Source organism: Bradyrhizobium sp. 164 (assembly GCF_023073715.1).
In the GTDB taxonomy this organism is placed as follows: Bacteria; Pseudomonadota; Alphaproteobacteria; order Rhizobiales; family Xanthobacteraceae; genus Bradyrhizobium.
Window position 1 is genome coordinate 1 of the sequence record NZ_JADPKA010000044.1, and the last position, 15,154, is coordinate 15,154.

Below are 15,154 nucleotides of genomic sequence, written 5' to 3' on the forward strand. Positions count from 1 at the left end.
ACCCCATCAGGCCTTGGCAGGACAAACTCCCAAGGCCTTCGCCGCTACCAAGACCACCGCGATCCAATCAGCGAATTATTGAACATCGACAGCAATGACGGGGTTGAGAGCGTACGCTACACCAAGTGAACGGACTGAGCCCCGATCTGGCCTAATCGGCGGTCTCGTCCTTCAATCGTACTTCGCTGTGGCGCCACATTCGGAGATCGCCGATACCTTCGATGCGATCGGAGGCGGAAAGCGCCTTCAATCGCGCAGCAACCATTTCGTCGTCGATCGACAATCCAAGTTCCTTGCAGCGATTCACCACAAGCCACGCCATCATGGCGGTCTTCCGCCAAGTCCGCTCCATGACCGAAAAAATGATCTCGTCGAAACGCTGCTCGGTCACTGACGGCGGAAGCTGGACATCATTCCATGTGAGCTCACTGGTGACCGTCGGCTCCTCTAAATCGGCCAATGGCGGCTCCAGATCCGGATGCTGCTCGTAAATCGGCAGGAGCAGCTTGTCCTCCAGAGCGCCGACGATAGCGTTAAGCCAGTCTCCGAGCTCGATCCGCTCGGTCTTGCCAAGTGCTGCAATCGCCATTCGAGCCCGGTCGAGGGCTTCGCAAGCATCAAGAAGATGATCGTTGATCCGGACGGCCCGCTCTCGGTTCATGCGTCCCCCATCCCGGAGCGATTGAGCCCCTATTTCTTCGCGTAGATATCCTTATACGTCTCGCGCAAAATGTTCTTTTGCACCTTGCCCATGGTGTTGCGTGGCAGCTCGTCGACGACGAAGACGCGTTTGGGCATCTTGAATTTGGCGAGTCGCCCTTCCAGGCCCTTCAGCACGGTCGCCTCATCGATGCTCGCGCCGGGCTGGCGCACCAGCACCGCGGTGACGCCCTCGCCGAAGTCGGCGTGCGGCACGCCGATCACGGCGGATTCGACCACGCCGGGCATGGCGTCGATCTCGCTCTCGATTTCCTTCGGATAGACGTTGAAGCCGCCGGAGATAACGAGGTCCTTGCCGCGGCCGAGGATGTGGACGTAGCCCTTGGCGTCGATCTTACCGAGATCGCCGGTGATGAAGAAGCCGTCGGGCCGGAATTCCGCCTTGGTCTTCTCCGGCATACGCCAATAGCCCTTGAAGACGTTCGGGCCCTTCACCTCGATCATGCCGACTTCGTCGCGCGGCAGCTCTTTCCCTGTCTCGGGATCGGTCACGCGCAACGAGACGCCGGGCAGCGGGAAGCCGACCGCGCCGGGCACGCGCTCGCCGTCATAGGGGTTCGACGTGTTCATGTTGGTCTCGGTCATGCCGTAGCGCTCGAGCACCGCGTGGCCGGTGCGGGCCGACCATTCGCGATGAGTCTCGGCCAGCAGTGGCGCGGAGCCCGAGATGAACAGCCGCATGTGCTTGGTCGTTTCGTGCGACAGCGCGGGGTTCTGCAGAAGCCGTGTGTAGAAGGTTGGAACGCCCATGAGCACTGTGGCGCGCGCCATCAGCTTGATGATCAGATCCGGATCGAGCTTCGGCAGAAAGATCATCGACGCCCGCGCGAACAGCGTCACGTTGGTCGCGACGAACAGGCCGTGGGTGTGGTAGATCGGCAGCGCGTGGATCAAGACGTCCTTGTCCGTGAAGCGCCAGTAATCGACGAGGCTGAGCGAATTCGACGCCAGATTGTCGTGGGTGAGCATCGCGCCCTTGGAGCGGCCCGTGGTGCCGGACGTGTAGAGGATCGCGGCGAGGTCGCCGTTTTCGCGCGGCACCGTCGTAAACTCGCTGCTCGCCTTGGCGGCGGCATCCGTCAGCGAGCCCCTGCCGTCAGGCCCGAGCGTCTCGACCCCGGCTTTCACCTTGGCAGCGATCGGGGCGAGGCCCTCGGCCTTGGAGGGATCGCAGACCACCAGCGACGGCTCGGCATCGCCGATGAAGTAGTCGAGCTCGTTCAGCGTATAGGCAGTATTCAGCGGCAGATAGACCGCGCCGGCCCGCACGGTGGCAAGATACAGCACGATATTGGCGACCGATTTCTCCACCTGCACCGCGACGCGATCGCCGGGCTTCACGCCGCGTGCGACCAGCACATTCGCCATCTGCCCCGCGCGCGCGATCAGATCGCCATAGCTGATATGGGCGCCGTCATGCGTCTCGATCGCGAGGCGTTTGGGATCGGAAAGGCCGTCGAACAGGCGGGAAAACAGGTTGGCGTTGGCAGCTTGGTTCATGCAACATTCCTCGCCGGCAAAGGCCGGTCAAAACCGAGGGCTGGATTAGCAAAAACCGCCCCGCAGAAGCAACGGAGACAGTTGGCATGACAAGAAACGGGAAACGCGTGGCCTGGGTCACCGGCGGCGGCAGCGGCATCGGGGAGGCCGGCGCCGAGGCGCTCGCGGCCGATGGCTGGACGGTGGTGGTCTCGGGCCGGCGCCAGCCAGCCCTGGATGCCGTGGTCGCGAAGATCACGGGAGCGGGTGGGACGGCCGAGGCCATTGTGTTGGACGTGTCCAACGCCACGGAAGCCCAGAAGACGGCCGATCAGATCGTCGCCAGATATGACCGGATCGATCTGCTGGTGAACAATGCCGGCATCAATGTCCCCAAGCGCAGTTGGAAGGATATGGAACTGGAAGGCTGGGACAGACTGGTCCAAGTCAATCTCAACGGCGTGCTCTATTGCATGCGCGCGGTGCTGCCGACGATGCGCAAGCAGCAGGACGGCGCGATCATCAACGTCTCGTCCTGGGCCGGCCGCCATGTCTCGAAGATGCCGGGCCCGGCCTATACCACAACCAAGCATGCGGTGCTGGCGCTGACCCATTCCTTCAACATGGACGAATGCGTCAACGGCCTGCGCGCCTGCTGCCTGATGCCGGGCGAGGTGGCGACGCCGATCCTGAAACTGCGCCCGGTGGTGCCGAGCGAGGAGGAGCAGGCCAGGATGCTGCAATCCGAAGATCTCGGCCGCACCATCGCCTTCATCGCAAGCATGCCGGCCAGAGTCTGCATCAACGAAGTGTTGATCAGCCCCACGCATAATCGCGGCTTCATCCAGACGCCGCAGAGCAGGGATTGATTGTCGGCCTGTAGCCCGGATGGAGGCACACTGCCGTAGGGTGGACAAAGGCGCGAAGCGCCGTGCCCACCATCTCTCCGCATTTGAGGAAGCGCAGGGTGGGCACGCTGCGCTTTGCTCACCCTACAGGACCGTCCGCTTTGCACCCTCTCGCGCGCCCCCACACGTAATCCCTTCCCCATAGTTTCACGCATCACAAAGAGTTTTGACCCGAAACCGCAGCGCAAGCCCTCCCGTAATTCGGTCCAACGACGGCACTGCTGCATCACCCCACACTGTCGCAGCCGCCGTTGTTGCCAGCTCAACGCCGGCCATCGCCGGTCTCAATTCAATCGGGAGATCTCCATGTCGAAGCGCATTGCCTGTCTCGCTGCCGCCGCCTTCAGTGCCCTGATCGTCACCGCGACCGTCGTCGCGCCTGTCAGCGCCGAGGAAAGGACCGTCATGGTCGGCGGCGCCGCGATGTTCCCGTCCAAGAACATCGTCCAGAACGCGGTCAACTCCAAGGACCACACCACGCTCGTGGCGGCGGTGAAGGCGGCCGGCCTGGTGCCGACGCTCGAAGGCAAGGGCCCGTTCACGGTGTTCGCGCCGACCAACGCCGCCTTCGGCAAGCTGCCGGCCGGCACCGTCGACAATCTGGTCAAGCCCGAGAACAAGGCGGCGCTGACCAAGATCCTGACCTACCATGTCGTGCCCGGCAAGCTCGATGCCTCTGCCCTCACCGACGGCAAGAAGCTGAAGACCGCAGAAGGCGAGGAGCTGACGGTAAAGAAAATGGACGGCAAGGTCTGGATCGTCGACGCCAAGGGCGGCACCTCGATGGTGACGATCTCCAACGTCAACCAGTCGAATGGCGTCATCCATGTGGTTGACACCGTGCTGATGCCGGCGACGTAATACTGCGCGGTCCTGTTTCATCCCCCGAACAGGAGGCCTTGAGGCGGCGAGCCGGGGGTACCCGGCTCGCTTTATTGTGACCGTGATAGCCTGCCGGTATCGATTCGATGCCGGAAGGGCGTAACGAAAGCGGACGCTTCGGCGTATAATTGCTGTCACGACCTTCAGGACGGAACCATCATGGCGAGCCTCACAGTCAGCGACGAGCAGGTCAGGGCCACTCCGGCCAAAGTGATCCAGCCGGCCTGGGTGCGGATCATGCACTGGATCAATGCGCTTGCCATGATCCTGATGATCCTGTCGGGCTGGCAGATCTACAACGCCTCGCCGCTGTTCGGCTTCAGCTTTCCGCGCGAGTACACACTCGGCGGCTGGCTTGGCGGCGGCCTGCTCTGGCATTTTGCGGCGATGTGGCTGTTGATGATCAACGGCCTCGCTTATCTCATCACCGGTTTCGCCACCGGCCGCTTCCGCAAGAAGCTGCTCCCGATCACGGCGTCCGGCGTGCTGCACGACGTCAGGGCGGCGCTGACCTTCAAGCTCGGCCATGACGACCTCACCGTCTACAATTACGTGCAGCGCCTGCTCTATGCCGGCATCATAGTGGTCGGCGTGCTGATCGTGCTCTCGGGCCTCGCGATCTGGAAGCCGGTGCAGCTCTATTATTTGGTGATGCTGTTCGGCGATTATCCAACCGCGCGCTATGTGCACTTCTTCTGCATGGCCGCGATCTGTGCGTTCCTGATCGTTCACGTTGCTCTCGCGCTGCTGGTGCCGAAGAGCCTACGCGCGATGATCATTGGTCGTTGAGAGGGAGGAGATCATGGCCAAGCGCTCATTCCTGATCCCCGGCGTCGACAAGCGATTGCTGATCAAGGACTCCATCAAGACGATGCCTGATGTCACCCGCCGCCGCTTCATCGCGGGCGGCGCCAGCTTAGGGGCGCTGACGCTGCTCACCGGCTGCGACGTCGTCGATTCCTCCTCGGCCGAGGAGATGCTGAAGCAGGTCTCCAAGTTCAACGACGCGGTGCAGGCCTTCATCTTCAATCCCGATGCGCTGGCGCCGACGTTTCCCGAGAGCGCGATCACCAAGCCGTTCCCGTTCAACGCCTATTACGATCTCGACGACGCGCCCGACGTCGACGGCAAAGACTGGAAGCTCGAGGTGCGCGGCCTCGTCGACAACACGAAGTCCTGGACGCTGGATGAGCTCTACAAGCTGCCGCAGGTCACGCAAATCACCCGCCACATCTGCGTCGAGGGCTGGAGCGCGATCGGAAGCTGGACCGGCACGCCGCTGCGCGATTTCCTCAAACTGATCGGCGCCGACACGCGTGCGAAATATGTCTGGTTCCAGTGCGCCGACAAGGACGGCTACAACTCGCCGCTCGACATGCGCAGCGCGCTGCATCCGCAGACCCAGATGACATTCAAATACGCGAACGAGATTCTGCCGCGCGCCTACGGTTTCCCAATGAAGATCCGCGTGCCGACAAAACTTGGCTTCAAGAATCCGAAATACGTGGTGTCCATGGAAGTCACCAACGACTACAAGGGCGGCTATTGGGAAGACCAGGGGTATAATTCGTTTAGTGGGAGCTGATTGAGGCTGTCATTCCGGGGCTCGCGAAGCGAGAACCCGGAATCTCGCGCCACAAACCTCTGGATTCCCGGTTCGCGCTGCGCGCGCCCCGGAAACGACGATTATGCCGACGCCACCTTGCGCTGGCACAGCGCCGCCAACGCCCCCAGCGCCAGCAGCGCCGCCGATACGTTCAACGCGTAACTCAAGCTCCCCAGCGCATCGGTGATCGCGCCGACCACGATCGGCCCCAGCGTCTGGCCGACGCCGAACGAGATCGTCATCGCCGCGATCGCGGTCGGCCACATCTCGGGCGGATAGTTGAAGCGCACGAAGGCGGTGGTCGAGCCGACCACGGCGAAGAACGCGACGCCGAACACCACCGCGGAGACCGCAAGCCACGCCGGCGAATGTCCCAGCATCGGCAAGGCGGCTCCTAACGCGTTGGTGCCGAGAATGATGGCGGTGGCAAGCCCGCCGCGATCGAGCGCCAGCACGCCGCGCCAAACCCATGGCGTGACGAAGGCGCTCAGCCCGATCAGGCTCCAGAATGCGGCCTGTGCCGCGGCCCCGCCGCCGCCGTCGCGCACATAGGCGATCATGAAGGTCATGTAGGCGATGTAGCCGGCGCCGAACAGGAAGTAGCCGGCGAGATAAATCAGCACCGGCAGAATCGCAAACGACGCGTGGCTGCCTTCCGAGAAGCGCGCACCGCTTTCGATCCGGATCAGGAACAGCGGAATCGTCATTGCGACGGACAGCAGCGTCAGTGCCCACCAGACGATCCACCACGAGCCTGGCCCGAAATATTGCAGCGTGAACGGGGCGATCAGCCCCGAGGCGAGAATGCCGATGCCCGGGCCGGCGTAGAACAGGCTCAGCAGGAAATTGGCGCGCTCCGGGCGCGACTGGGCGATGGTCGCAGCCAGCGCGCCGCCGGCGACGAAGCCGGCCGCCGCGCCCAAGCCCAGCACGAGGCGCGCAAGGCTCAGCGCAACGAAATTGCCGGATAGCGCGCAGGTGGCGAGCCCGGCGACGCAGGCCAGGGTTCCCAGGCGGATCGCCGCCGACCAGCCGACCCGCTGGATCAGCCGGGACGCCACCAGCGCGCCAACGAGGTAGCCGACGGCGTTGATGGTGTTCATGAACCCGGCCGCCGAGTAGGACCAGTCGAGGGTCTCCCGCATATCCGGCAGCACCAGTGCATAGGCAAAGCGGCCGATCCCAAGCCCGACCGTCGCCGCCAGCGACAAGGTCAGGATCAGCCGCGCGGGATGCGCGTAGGGCGGCAGGCGGTCAGGGGCGTGCAAGGAGTACTCCGGCCGCGCGAGTGTGGCAGGCTCCATCCGTTTTGCACAGCCGGCTCCCCGGCAATGGTGTCTTGCCAAGCGCGCAACGCCGCTCTAGCACTCCGGCCGAAATTCATCCCCTTCGTCATGCCCGGGCTTGACCCGGGCATCCATCTTTTCAAGAAGGCTGGATTGCCGGGTCAAGCCCGGCAATGACGAGGAAAAACTGAGGATACGACCATGGCGACCCATAAACTGCTGCTGCTCCCCGGCGACGGTATCGGCCCCGAGGTGATGGGCGAGGTGAAGCGGTTGATCGATTGGCTCAATTCGGCCGGCATCGCCAAGTTCGAGACCGATACGGGCCTTGTTGGCGGCGCAGCCTATGACGCGCACAAGGTGTCGATCTCGGAAGGCGACATGGCCAAGGCCAAGGACGCCGACGCCGTGATCTTCGGCGCGGTCGGCGGCCCGAAATGGGATGCCGTGCCCTATGAGGTGCGCCCGGAGGCCGGCCTGCTTCGCCTGCGCAAGGATCTCGCTCTGTTCGCGAACCTCCGTCCCGCCATGTGCTACCCGGCGCTGGCCGATGCATCCAGCCTGAAGCGCGAAGCGGTCGAGGGCCTCGACATCGTCATCGTGCGCGAGCTCACGGGCGGGGTCTATTTCGGCGAGCCCAAGACCATCACCGATCTCGGCAACGGTCAGAAGCGCGCCGTCGATACCCAGGTCTACGACACCTATGAGATCGAGCGCATCGCCCGCGTCGCTTTCGAGCTTGCCAAGAAGCGCAAGAACAAGGTGACGTCGATGGAGAAGCGCAACGTCATGAAGTCGGGCGTGCTCTGGAACGAGGTCGTCACGCAAGTTCACAAGCGCGAATACCCTGACGTCACGCTCGAGCATCAGCTCGCCGATTCCGGCGGCATGATGCTGGTGAAGTGGCCGAAGCAGTTCGACGTCATCGTCACCGATAATCTGTTTGGCGACATGCTGTCCGACATCGCGGCGATGCTGACCGGATCGCTCGGCATGCTGCCCTCGGCCTCGCTCGGCGAGGTCGACGTCAAGAGCAAGAAGCGCAAGGCGCTGTACGAGCCGGTGCACGGCTCCGCCCCCGATATCGCCGGCAAGGGCCTCGCCAATCCCATCGCGATGATCTCGTCCTTCGGCATGGCGCTGCGCTACTCCTTCGACATGGGCGATCTCGCCGACAAGGTCGATGCCGCGATCGCCGCCGTGCTGGCCAGCGGCCTGCGCACCGCCGACATCAAGTCGGAAGGCACCAGAGCCGCCTCGACCACGCAGATGGGCGAAGCGATTTTGAAGGAATTGCAGAAGCTGCATGGGTAGATGCCGTCATTCCGGGATGGTCCGAAGGACCAGAGCCGGAATCTCGAGATTCCGGGTTCGGCTCTTCGAGCCGCCCCGGAATGACGGCCCAAACAAAATGGCCGGGCGTGAGCCCGGCCATTTTGATTCGGTCGACGGTCCGCTTCAGTACAGCGGGAAATTCTGCGGGTAACCGCCGACATCCTGCGGCGGCGAGAGCGGCTGGCGGTCGATCGGACGGTTGAGGTTCTCGCGGGCGAAGGACGGATAGCCCACCGCCGGCGGGAAGGCGTAGTCGCTGAACTTGCGGTCGCCGGGATTGACCTCGGTGCCGCCGTCGAGCCAGGAGCGCTTGCTCACATAGATGCGGGTGCGGCCCTGCTGGTAGACCGCGTTGGGGCCGCTCGGTCCGTAATAGTGTCGGCCGCGCTCGTCATAGCGCTTGGTCTTGGTGTCGGCCGAAGCCGGCGAAGCCAAACCGATCGCAGAGGACATGGCAATGACGACGCCCGCCGCAAGCAAGGTCGCCAATTTGTTCGCCGCAGAGAAATTCAAGCTCATCACGTCCCCTTCAGGCGGCAGGCCGCCAGTCGATTTCACCCCATACTAGCCCGGCCGGGGCAGACGCAACTAGGTCAATTGGGTCACACCAGCTCGGAATAATCGCGCGTGCCGGCAAAAGTTGCATCAATACCAGCCACTTGAGCTTGATGCGGTCTTGAGCGTGATCCGGAAAAGTGTGCAGCGGTTTGATCACGCTCAAACAACAACCTAAAGCGCCCCGCGCAATTGCGCGTTGGCGGCGCCCAGCAGCCAGTCCGGTGATCCCGGGGAATCGCAGGTGCGGCGCTTCAACTCGGCGCGGGCGAACAATTCGGCCAGCCTTGGCTCGTTGCCCGAGGTCAGCAGCGTCAACCGGTTCAGCGTGCAGGCAATCGCCGCGCGCCGGGCGGGCAGGGTGTTGCCCTGGCAGGAGAAGCCGGAGATCTGCAGCGCCGGCTCCTCGCTGCGCTTGAGATAGCCGAGGCAAGCCCGCGTCCCCTCCGCCGCGCCGACCGGCCGGAACAGGGCGACCGGACCGAATTTCGTGTCGATCAGGCCGGCCTGCTCCAGCGTGCTCGTCGTGCTCAATCCCATTTCCACGGCCAGATCCGCAATCGCCGGACGAGCCACGTCGAACTCGCCGCCTTCCCGGTAGATGTCGAGCTCGGCCACGGGCTGGCCGGCCTCGTTTGTCCAGCGCAGCACGTCCCTGCGGCCGCCTTCGGGATGCCGAAGGATGGTGTAAGAGGCTGTTTTCTCTGATGAATCGATCCGGCTGATGGCGAAGGCCGGGTGCGAGCGGTCGGCCACGCTCCAGGCTGGCTTGTCCGCCGGCTCATCGCCCTGCAAGTCGGGCAGCTGGCCGAGCGCCGCGAGGGCGAGGATGGCAAACAGGGCGAGCGCCCCCACATAGGCGATTCAGGCGCGCCAGCGTGCCGACGACCTCATCGGCGAAGGCTGCAAGCGCCAGATGGATCTGGGTGGGGCTAACGGCCGTGCTGGCCTCAGGCGACTGCATCCACGGCCTTCAGGCATGGTCCAACGTTGTCTTGAGGCCGGTTCTCGCATAGAAGCGCTGCTCTTCCTGTTTAAGCGTCAGGTTCAGGAACGGGCTTTTTCATCGGAGAGTGAACGATGGGTTACAAAGTCGCAGTCGTCGGCGCGACCGGCAATGTCGGACGGGAAATGCTCAACATCCTGGACGAGCGCAAATTCCCCGCCGACGAGGTCGTGGCCCTGGCGTCGCGCCGCAGCGTCGGCGTCGAGGTCTCCTATGGCGACCGCACCCTGAAGATCAAAGCGCTCGAGCATTACGACTTCTCCGACGTCGACATCTGCCTGATGTCGGCGGGCGGCTCGGTGTCGAAGGAATGGTCGCCGCAGATCGGCGCCGCCGGCGCGGTCGTGATCGACAATTCCTCGGCGTGGCGCATGGATCCGGACGTGCCGCTGATCGTGCCGGAAGTGAATGCGGCTGCGACCGAAGGCTTCAAGAAGAAGAACATCATCGCCAACCCGAACTGCTCAACCGCGCAGCTCGTCGTCGCGCTCAAGCCGCTGCACGACAAGGCGACCATCAAGCGCGTCGTGGTCTCGACCTATCAATCCGTGTCGGGTGCCGGCAAGGACGCGATGGACGAATTGTTCTCGCAGACCAAGGCCGTCTACACCAATGACGAGCTGGTCGCGAAGAAATTCCCCAAGCGCATCGCATTCAACGTCATCCCCCACATCGACGTCTTCATGGAGGACGGTTACACCAAGGAAGAGTGGAAGATGATGGCGGAGACCAAGAAGATTCTTGATCCCAAGATCAAGCTCTCCGCCACCTGCGTGCGCGTGCCGGTCTTCGTCGGCCACTCCGAGGCCGTCAACATCGAGTTCGAGAACCCGATCAGTGCGGACGAAGCTCGCGAGATCCTGCGCAAGGCGCCGGGCTGCCTCGTCATCGACAAGCAGGAGCCCGGCGGCTACGCCACCCCTTACGAAGCGGCCGGCGAGGACGCCACCTATATCAGCCGCATCCGCGAGGACGCGACGGTGGAGAACGGCCTCGTGCTGTGGTGCGTGTCCGACAATTTGCGCAAGGGCGCCGCGCTGAACGCGATCCAGATCGCGGAAGTCCTGATCAACCGCAAGCTGATCAGCGCGAAGAAGAAGGCGGCGTAAAGTCGAGCTGCCGTAGGGTGGGGCAAAGGCGCGAAGCGCCGTGCCCACCATCTCTCCAGATTGCGACAGAAGTGGTGGGCACGCTCCGCTTTGCCCACCGTACAAGAGTGGTAGCCTACGCCACGCTTTGCGCGCTCCTGAATTCCTTCGCGGCCTTGTCCAGCACGAACAGCGTGCCCTCGGCCACGCCGAAATAGGCGCCGTGGGTCTGCATCTGGCCGCTCTCCACCGCCTTGCGCACGAACGGGAAGGTCATCAGGTTTTCCAGGCTGCGGAACACCGCGGCCTTCTCGATGCGCTCGACGAACTGCGCCATGGTCTCGTGCTCGCGCTGCTCGACCACCTCGCCCGGCTTGATGAACATCTGCATCCATTTGCCGATGAAGTCGCCCGGCGTCAGCGGCTCGCTCTTGTCGATGAAGGCACGGATGCCGCCGCATTGGGCGTGGCCGAGCACCACGATGTGCTTCACCTTCAGCACCGTCACCGCAAATTCCAGCGCCGCCGAGACGCCGTGTGCGTTCTCGTCAGGCTGATAGGTCGGCACCAGGTTGGCGATGTTGCGGACGACGAAGAGTTCGCCCGGCCCGGCATCGAAGATCACCTCGGGGGAGACCCGCGAGTCGCAGCAGCCGATCACCATCGTCTCGGGCGACTGTCCTTTGACAGAGAGTTCGCGATAGCGGTTCTGCTCGGTCGGCAGCCGCTGGGTGGCGAAGGCCTTGTAGCCTTCCAGCAAATGCTTCGGGAATGTCGTCATGCCTATGCCTAATCATAGACCGCAGGGGCGAACAAGCCTTTCGAATAGGCAGGCCAGATGCTATCGGCTTCGGTCAGAGGACTGACGAGGAAGGAACGCTCGCATGACCCGCCCGCGCCGCAGCCATCTGTTCATGCCCGGCTCCAACCCCCGCGCGCTGGAAAAGGCGCGCAATCTTCCCGCCGACGGCCTCATCCTCGACCTCGAGGATTCCGTCGCCCCCGAGGCCAAGGCGGTGGCGCGCGACGGCATCGCCGCCGCGATCGCCGCCAAGGGTTTTGGCAAACGCGAGGTCCTGATCCGGACCAACGGCCTCGACACGCCCTGGTGGGCCGGTGACGTCGCGATGGCTGCTAAGGCGTCCCCGGACGGCATCCTGGTTCCAAAAGTTTCAAGCATCGAAGATCTCGATACGATCGGCCGGAAGCTGGCCGAGCTTGGCGCTGCGTCGACCGTGAAGGTCTGGGCCATGATCGAGACCGCGCGCGCCGTGCTCCATGCCGAGGAACTGGCCGCCGCCGGCCGCGATCCGTCGAGCCGCCTCGCAGGCTTCGTGTTCGGCCCGAACGACATTTCGCGCGAGACCCGCATCAGGATGCTGCCGGGCCGTGCCGCGATGATCCCGATGATCACCCATTGTATCCTGGCGACGCGCGCCCACGGCCTCGAAATCCTCGACGGCCCCTATAGCGACATCGCCAATGCCGACGGCTTTGCCACCGAATGCGCGCAAGGCCGCGATCTCGGCTTCGACGGCAAGACGCTGATCCATCCCTCGCAGATCGATGCCTGCAACGCGATCTTCACCCCGCCCGAAGAGGAAGTCGCGCGGGCGCGAAAAATCATCGCGGCGTTCGAATTGCCGGAGAACGTCTCGCGCGGCGCGATCCGGCTCGACGGCGCGATGGTGGAGCGCCTGCACGCGGACATGGCGCGGCGCACGATCGAGATCGCAGACGCAATCGCGGCGATGGGGAAGGGCTGAGCCATGGGCGCAGCCCGCTGCGTCCTCCTCGATCTCGACGGAACGCTGGTCGATTCCCAGCCGGGCATTGCCGCGAGCTGCCTGGCTGCGTTGCGTGCGCTCGGACATGAGCCCGGCGACACCCTCGATATCAAGCGCTTCATCGGACCGCCGCTTGAAGACATATTACGGGCGTTGCTCGCCGCCTACGGTGATGACCGCATCGAGTTAGCCGTAGCGGCCTATCGCCAGCATTACGGCGACAGTGGCCTGCTCGGAAGCGAGCTCTATCCCGGAATCAACTGGGCGCTTGAGGAGATGCGAAGCGCTGGATTGCGAATCTATCTCGCGACATCGAAGCGCGAAATCTTCGCGCGGCGGATCCTGGAGAATCTGAACTTAGCGACGCATTTCGACGGCATTCATGGCTCAGTTCCCGGCGGCGTGCTGGATCACAAGCCTGAGCTGCTCGCCCATATCCTATCCAAGCACGATATCTCTGCATCGCACAGCCTCATGGTCGGCGACCGCCGCCACGACATCAATGGCGCTCACGCGGTCAAGATACGCGGCCTCGGCGTGCTCTGGGGATATGGCACTCGGGATGAGCTGGAAACAGCCGGCGCGGATCAACTGGTAGAGTGGCCCGCGGATCTTGCGCGCGCGGTTTTATCGACGCTGAACCGATAGGCTCCGGTGCAAGCTGCCTCGGCGCGGCGCCAGATCGGCGCGGTCAAGCGACTCCAGCGTCGAAGCGTTGGCGCAATAACCGTGGCAATTTGCGCCGGTGCGTCGGCATGTTCGCAACCGGGCATGATGCTCCTCAGCAAGCGCTCGAGTGCACGGGCATCTATCCTCAGCACCAACTGGCGACAGCCGCCGCGAAGTCGACGTTCCTGTGATTTAGGTCACACAATCCGGCTGGTTGCCCCGTTAAATTTGCGCCGTTTAAATACGGCTTCCATCCTTTCGATATGGCGAGTGGGGTTCTTATGCTCCGCAAATTATTTTATTGCTTTGTCATTCTTGCCCTCGCTGGCCCGGCAGCGGCTGTCGATCGCGTCAAGGACGACACGAGCCCTGCCATTGCAGCCGCCTCGGAGGCGATCCGGCGAGATCCCAAGGATGCGAACGCCTACTACAACCGGGGCAACGCTTACAGCGCTAATGGCAACAATGATCGTGCCATAGCGGACTACACGGCAACGCTCCGTCTCGATCCGACGCATGCGCACGCGTACTACAATCGCGGCAACGCTTATAGCATCAAAGGCGACACGGAGCGTGCGATCGCGGACTACACGGCGACAATCCGGCTCGATCCGGCCTATGCGAACGCGTACTACAATCGAGGCAATGCCTACAGCAACAAAGGCAACACCGACCGCGCAATTGCTGACTATAGCGAAGCGGTTCGCCTGCAGCCCACCAATGCAAACGCCTATTTCAACCGCGGGAATGCATACGGCAGCAAGGGCGACACGGACCGCGCCATTGCAGATTACACAGAAGCGATACGCGTGGATCCCACGTACGCGAACGCGTATGTCAACCGCGGACTGGCCTACGAGAAGCGCGGAGATTTCGCCAAAGCAAGGACCGACTTCAATGCCACGCTCGGATTGAGCCATGGCGCCACAAGATGGGCCCAGGACAAGGCTCGCGAGCGGCTTGCTGTCCTGCCTTCGCCGCGGCCAGCAACGATATTGGTCGAGAAACCCAGTGTGGCGCCGGCTGTGGTGGCGTCCGGGGCTGCGAACGGCGATCGCCGCATCGCTCTCGTGATCGGCAATTCGGCTTATGAAAACGTCGCCGCGCTAGCGAACCCCGTGCGGGATGCAAGCCTCGTCGCCGACGTGCTGAAGCTCACTGGGTTCGAAGCAGTTACCCTGCTGACCAATCTCCGCAAGGATGCGCTGGTGAATGCCCTGCGCGAATTCGCAGCACGTGCGGAAACGGCGGATTGGGCCGTCGTGTATTATGCCGGGCACGGCATGGAGGTCGGCGGCGTCAACTATCTCATTCCGACGGATGCCAAGATTGCCGCGGATCGCGAAATCGGATTTGAAGCCGTTCCGGTTGATCAGGTTCTCAATGCGGCGGAGCGCGCCAAAAAGCTGCGCCTCGTCATTCTCGATGCCTGCCGCGACAACCCATTCGCAAACCAGATGAAGCGGACGATGACGGTGGCGTCGCGTTCGGTATCGCGAGGTTTGGCCCCGATCGAGCCAGAGGCGGGAACGCTGGTGGTCTACGCCGCCAAGGACGGCGAGACCGCACTTGACGGTGACGGGATCAATAGTCCGTTCGCGGCTGCCTTCGTCAAGAACGTTCCAACGCCGGGCCTCGAAGTCCGCAGGCTCTTCGATTTCGTTCGCGACGATGTCATGGAAGCGACCGGTCGTCGGCAAAAACCCTTCAGTTACGGCTCGATCTCCGGCCGACAGGACTTCTATTTCGTGGCTGCTAAATGATCTTCAAACGAAGGGCAATCTCAGTGCCCAACGCGGACTTGCTTGCGGGAGAGCCGCCTTTGGAGCGCAC

General features: G+C 63.2%; 14 protein-coding genes and 1 pseudogene. 9 read left to right on the forward strand and 6 right to left on the reverse strand.

What is annotated here, in order from left to right; all coding sequences use genetic code 11:
* Positions 1-151: 151 nt before the first annotated feature.
* Positions 152-661, reverse strand: coding sequence for a DUF3658 domain-containing protein (locus IVB01_RS15990; protein ID WP_247280360.1), 510 nt, complete (start codon positions 659-661; stop codon positions 152-154).
* A 29-nt stretch (positions 662-690) separates the two neighbouring features.
* Positions 691-2,220 carry a malonyl-CoA synthase gene (locus IVB01_RS15995; protein ID WP_247280359.1) on the reverse strand — a complete coding sequence of 510 codons (1,530 nt, stop codon included), beginning with the start codon at positions 2,218-2,220 and terminating at the stop codon, positions 691-693.
* Between the two features lie 86 nt (positions 2,221-2,306).
* On the opposite strand from IVB01_RS15995, the gene IVB01_RS16000 reads away from it, so the two are divergent.
* From IVB01_RS16000 to IVB01_RS16015, 4 genes are all read left to right on the forward strand, one after another.
* Positions 2,307-3,068: an SDR family NAD(P)-dependent oxidoreductase gene (locus IVB01_RS16000; protein WP_247280358.1), complete on the forward strand. Its 762-nt coding sequence runs from the start codon at positions 2,307-2,309 to the stop codon at positions 3,066-3,068.
* Between the two features lie 345 nt (positions 3,069-3,413).
* Positions 3,414-3,968 carry a fasciclin domain-containing protein gene (locus tag IVB01_RS16005; RefSeq protein WP_247280357.1) on the forward strand — a complete coding sequence of 185 codons (555 nt, stop codon included), beginning with the start codon at positions 3,414-3,416 and terminating at the stop codon, positions 3,966-3,968.
* 180 nt (positions 3,969-4,148) lie between these two features.
* The gene (locus tag IVB01_RS16010; protein WP_247280356.1) at positions 4,149-4,778 is read left to right on the forward strand and encodes a cytochrome b/b6 domain-containing protein; all 630 of its coding nucleotides are present in this window, start codon (positions 4,149-4,151) and stop codon (positions 4,776-4,778) included.
* Positions 4,779-4,791: 13 nt separating this feature from the next.
* Positions 4,792-5,574 carry a molybdopterin-binding protein gene (locus tag IVB01_RS16015; protein ID WP_247280355.1) on the forward strand — a complete coding sequence of 261 codons (783 nt, stop codon included), beginning with the start codon at positions 4,792-4,794 and terminating at the stop codon, positions 5,572-5,574.
* A 101-nt stretch (positions 5,575-5,675) separates the two neighbouring features.
* Here IVB01_RS16015 and IVB01_RS16020 read toward each other — a convergent pair whose 3' ends face one another.
* Positions 5,676-6,863: a YbfB/YjiJ family MFS transporter gene (locus tag IVB01_RS16020; protein ID WP_247280354.1), complete on the reverse strand. Its 1,188-nt coding sequence runs from the start codon at positions 6,861-6,863 to the stop codon at positions 5,676-5,678.
* A gap of 219 nt (positions 6,864-7,082) precedes the next feature.
* Between IVB01_RS16020 and leuB the strand changes: the two genes are divergently transcribed.
* Positions 7,083-8,195, forward strand: a complete 1,113-nt coding sequence (gene leuB / locus IVB01_RS16025) for a 3-isopropylmalate dehydrogenase (RefSeq protein ID WP_247280353.1) — start codon at positions 7,083-7,085, stop codon at positions 8,193-8,195.
* Positions 8,196-8,339: 144 nt separating this feature from the next.
* On the opposite strand, the gene IVB01_RS16030 is transcribed toward leuB, so the two are convergent.
* Both IVB01_RS16030 and IVB01_RS16035 read right to left on the reverse strand, forming a co-directional pair.
* Positions 8,340-8,735, reverse strand: a complete 396-nt coding sequence (locus IVB01_RS16030) for a hypothetical protein (RefSeq protein ID WP_247280352.1) — start codon at positions 8,733-8,735, stop codon at positions 8,340-8,342.
* A gap of 210 nt (positions 8,736-8,945) precedes the next feature.
* Positions 8,946-9,735, reverse strand: a pseudogene (locus IVB01_RS16035) (hypothetical protein).
* Positions 9,736-9,851: 116 nt separating this feature from the next.
* On the opposite strand from IVB01_RS16035, the gene IVB01_RS16040 reads away from it, so the two are divergent.
* The gene (locus tag IVB01_RS16040; protein ID WP_247280351.1) at positions 9,852-10,886 is read left to right on the forward strand and encodes an aspartate-semialdehyde dehydrogenase; all 1,035 of its coding nucleotides are present in this window, start codon (positions 9,852-9,854) and stop codon (positions 10,884-10,886) included.
* A 115-nt stretch (positions 10,887-11,001) separates the two neighbouring features.
* Here IVB01_RS16040 and IVB01_RS16045 read toward each other — a convergent pair whose 3' ends face one another.
* A complete protein-coding gene (locus IVB01_RS16045; RefSeq protein WP_247280350.1) occupies positions 11,002-11,646 on the reverse strand; it encodes a carbonic anhydrase in 645 nt (214 codons plus the stop codon).
* A gap of 103 nt (positions 11,647-11,749) precedes the next feature.
* Between IVB01_RS16045 and IVB01_RS16050 the strand changes: the two genes are divergently transcribed.
* The 3 genes from IVB01_RS16050 to IVB01_RS16060 all read left to right on the forward strand — a co-directional run bounded on the left by IVB01_RS16050 (position 11,750) and on the right by IVB01_RS16060 (position 15,084).
* A complete protein-coding gene (locus IVB01_RS16050; protein WP_247280349.1) occupies positions 11,750-12,631 on the forward strand; it encodes a CoA ester lyase in 882 nt (293 codons plus the stop codon).
* 3 nt (positions 12,632-12,634) lie between these two features.
* On the forward strand, positions 12,635-13,300 hold the full coding sequence (locus IVB01_RS16055) for an HAD hydrolase-like protein (protein WP_247280348.1): 666 nt from the start codon (positions 12,635-12,637) through the stop codon (positions 13,298-13,300).
* A gap of 302 nt (positions 13,301-13,602) precedes the next feature.
* On the forward strand, positions 13,603-15,084 hold the full coding sequence (locus IVB01_RS16060; RefSeq protein ID WP_247280347.1) for a tetratricopeptide repeat protein: 1,482 nt from the start codon (positions 13,603-13,605) through the stop codon (positions 15,082-15,084).
* Positions 15,085-15,154: the final 70 nt, after the last annotated feature.

Coding starts and splice junctions, on each gene's coding strand:
- IVB01_RS15990 (WP_247280360.1), bottom strand. CDS start 661: ATGAACCGAGAGCGGGCCGTCCGGATCAACGATCATCTTCTTGATGCT.
- IVB01_RS15995 (WP_247280359.1), bottom strand. CDS start 2,220: ATGAACCAAGCTGCCAACGCCAACCTGTTTTCCCGCCTGTTCGACGGC.
- IVB01_RS16000 (WP_247280358.1), top strand. CDS start 2,307: ATGACAAGAAACGGGAAACGCGTGGCCTGGGTCACCGGCGGCGGCAGC.
- IVB01_RS16005 (WP_247280357.1), top strand. CDS start 3,414: ATGTCGAAGCGCATTGCCTGTCTCGCTGCCGCCGCCTTCAGTGCCCTG.
- IVB01_RS16010 (WP_247280356.1), top strand. CDS start 4,149: ATGGCGAGCCTCACAGTCAGCGACGAGCAGGTCAGGGCCACTCCGGCC.
- IVB01_RS16015 (WP_247280355.1), top strand. CDS start 4,792: ATGGCCAAGCGCTCATTCCTGATCCCCGGCGTCGACAAGCGATTGCTG.
- leuB (WP_247280353.1), top strand. CDS start 7,083: ATGGCGACCCATAAACTGCTGCTGCTCCCCGGCGACGGTATCGGCCCC.
- IVB01_RS16030 (WP_247280352.1), bottom strand. CDS start 8,735: ATGAGCTTGAATTTCTCTGCGGCGAACAAATTGGCGACCTTGCTTGCG.
- IVB01_RS16040 (WP_247280351.1), top strand. CDS start 9,852: ATGGGTTACAAAGTCGCAGTCGTCGGCGCGACCGGCAATGTCGGACGG.
- IVB01_RS16045 (WP_247280350.1), bottom strand. CDS start 11,646: ATGACGACATTCCCGAAGCATTTGCTGGAAGGCTACAAGGCCTTCGCC.
- IVB01_RS16050 (WP_247280349.1), top strand. CDS start 11,750: ATGACCCGCCCGCGCCGCAGCCATCTGTTCATGCCCGGCTCCAACCCC.
- IVB01_RS16055 (WP_247280348.1), top strand. CDS start 12,635: ATGGGCGCAGCCCGCTGCGTCCTCCTCGATCTCGACGGAACGCTGGTC.
- IVB01_RS16060 (WP_247280347.1), top strand. CDS start 13,603: ATGCTCCGCAAATTATTTTATTGCTTTGTCATTCTTGCCCTCGCTGGC.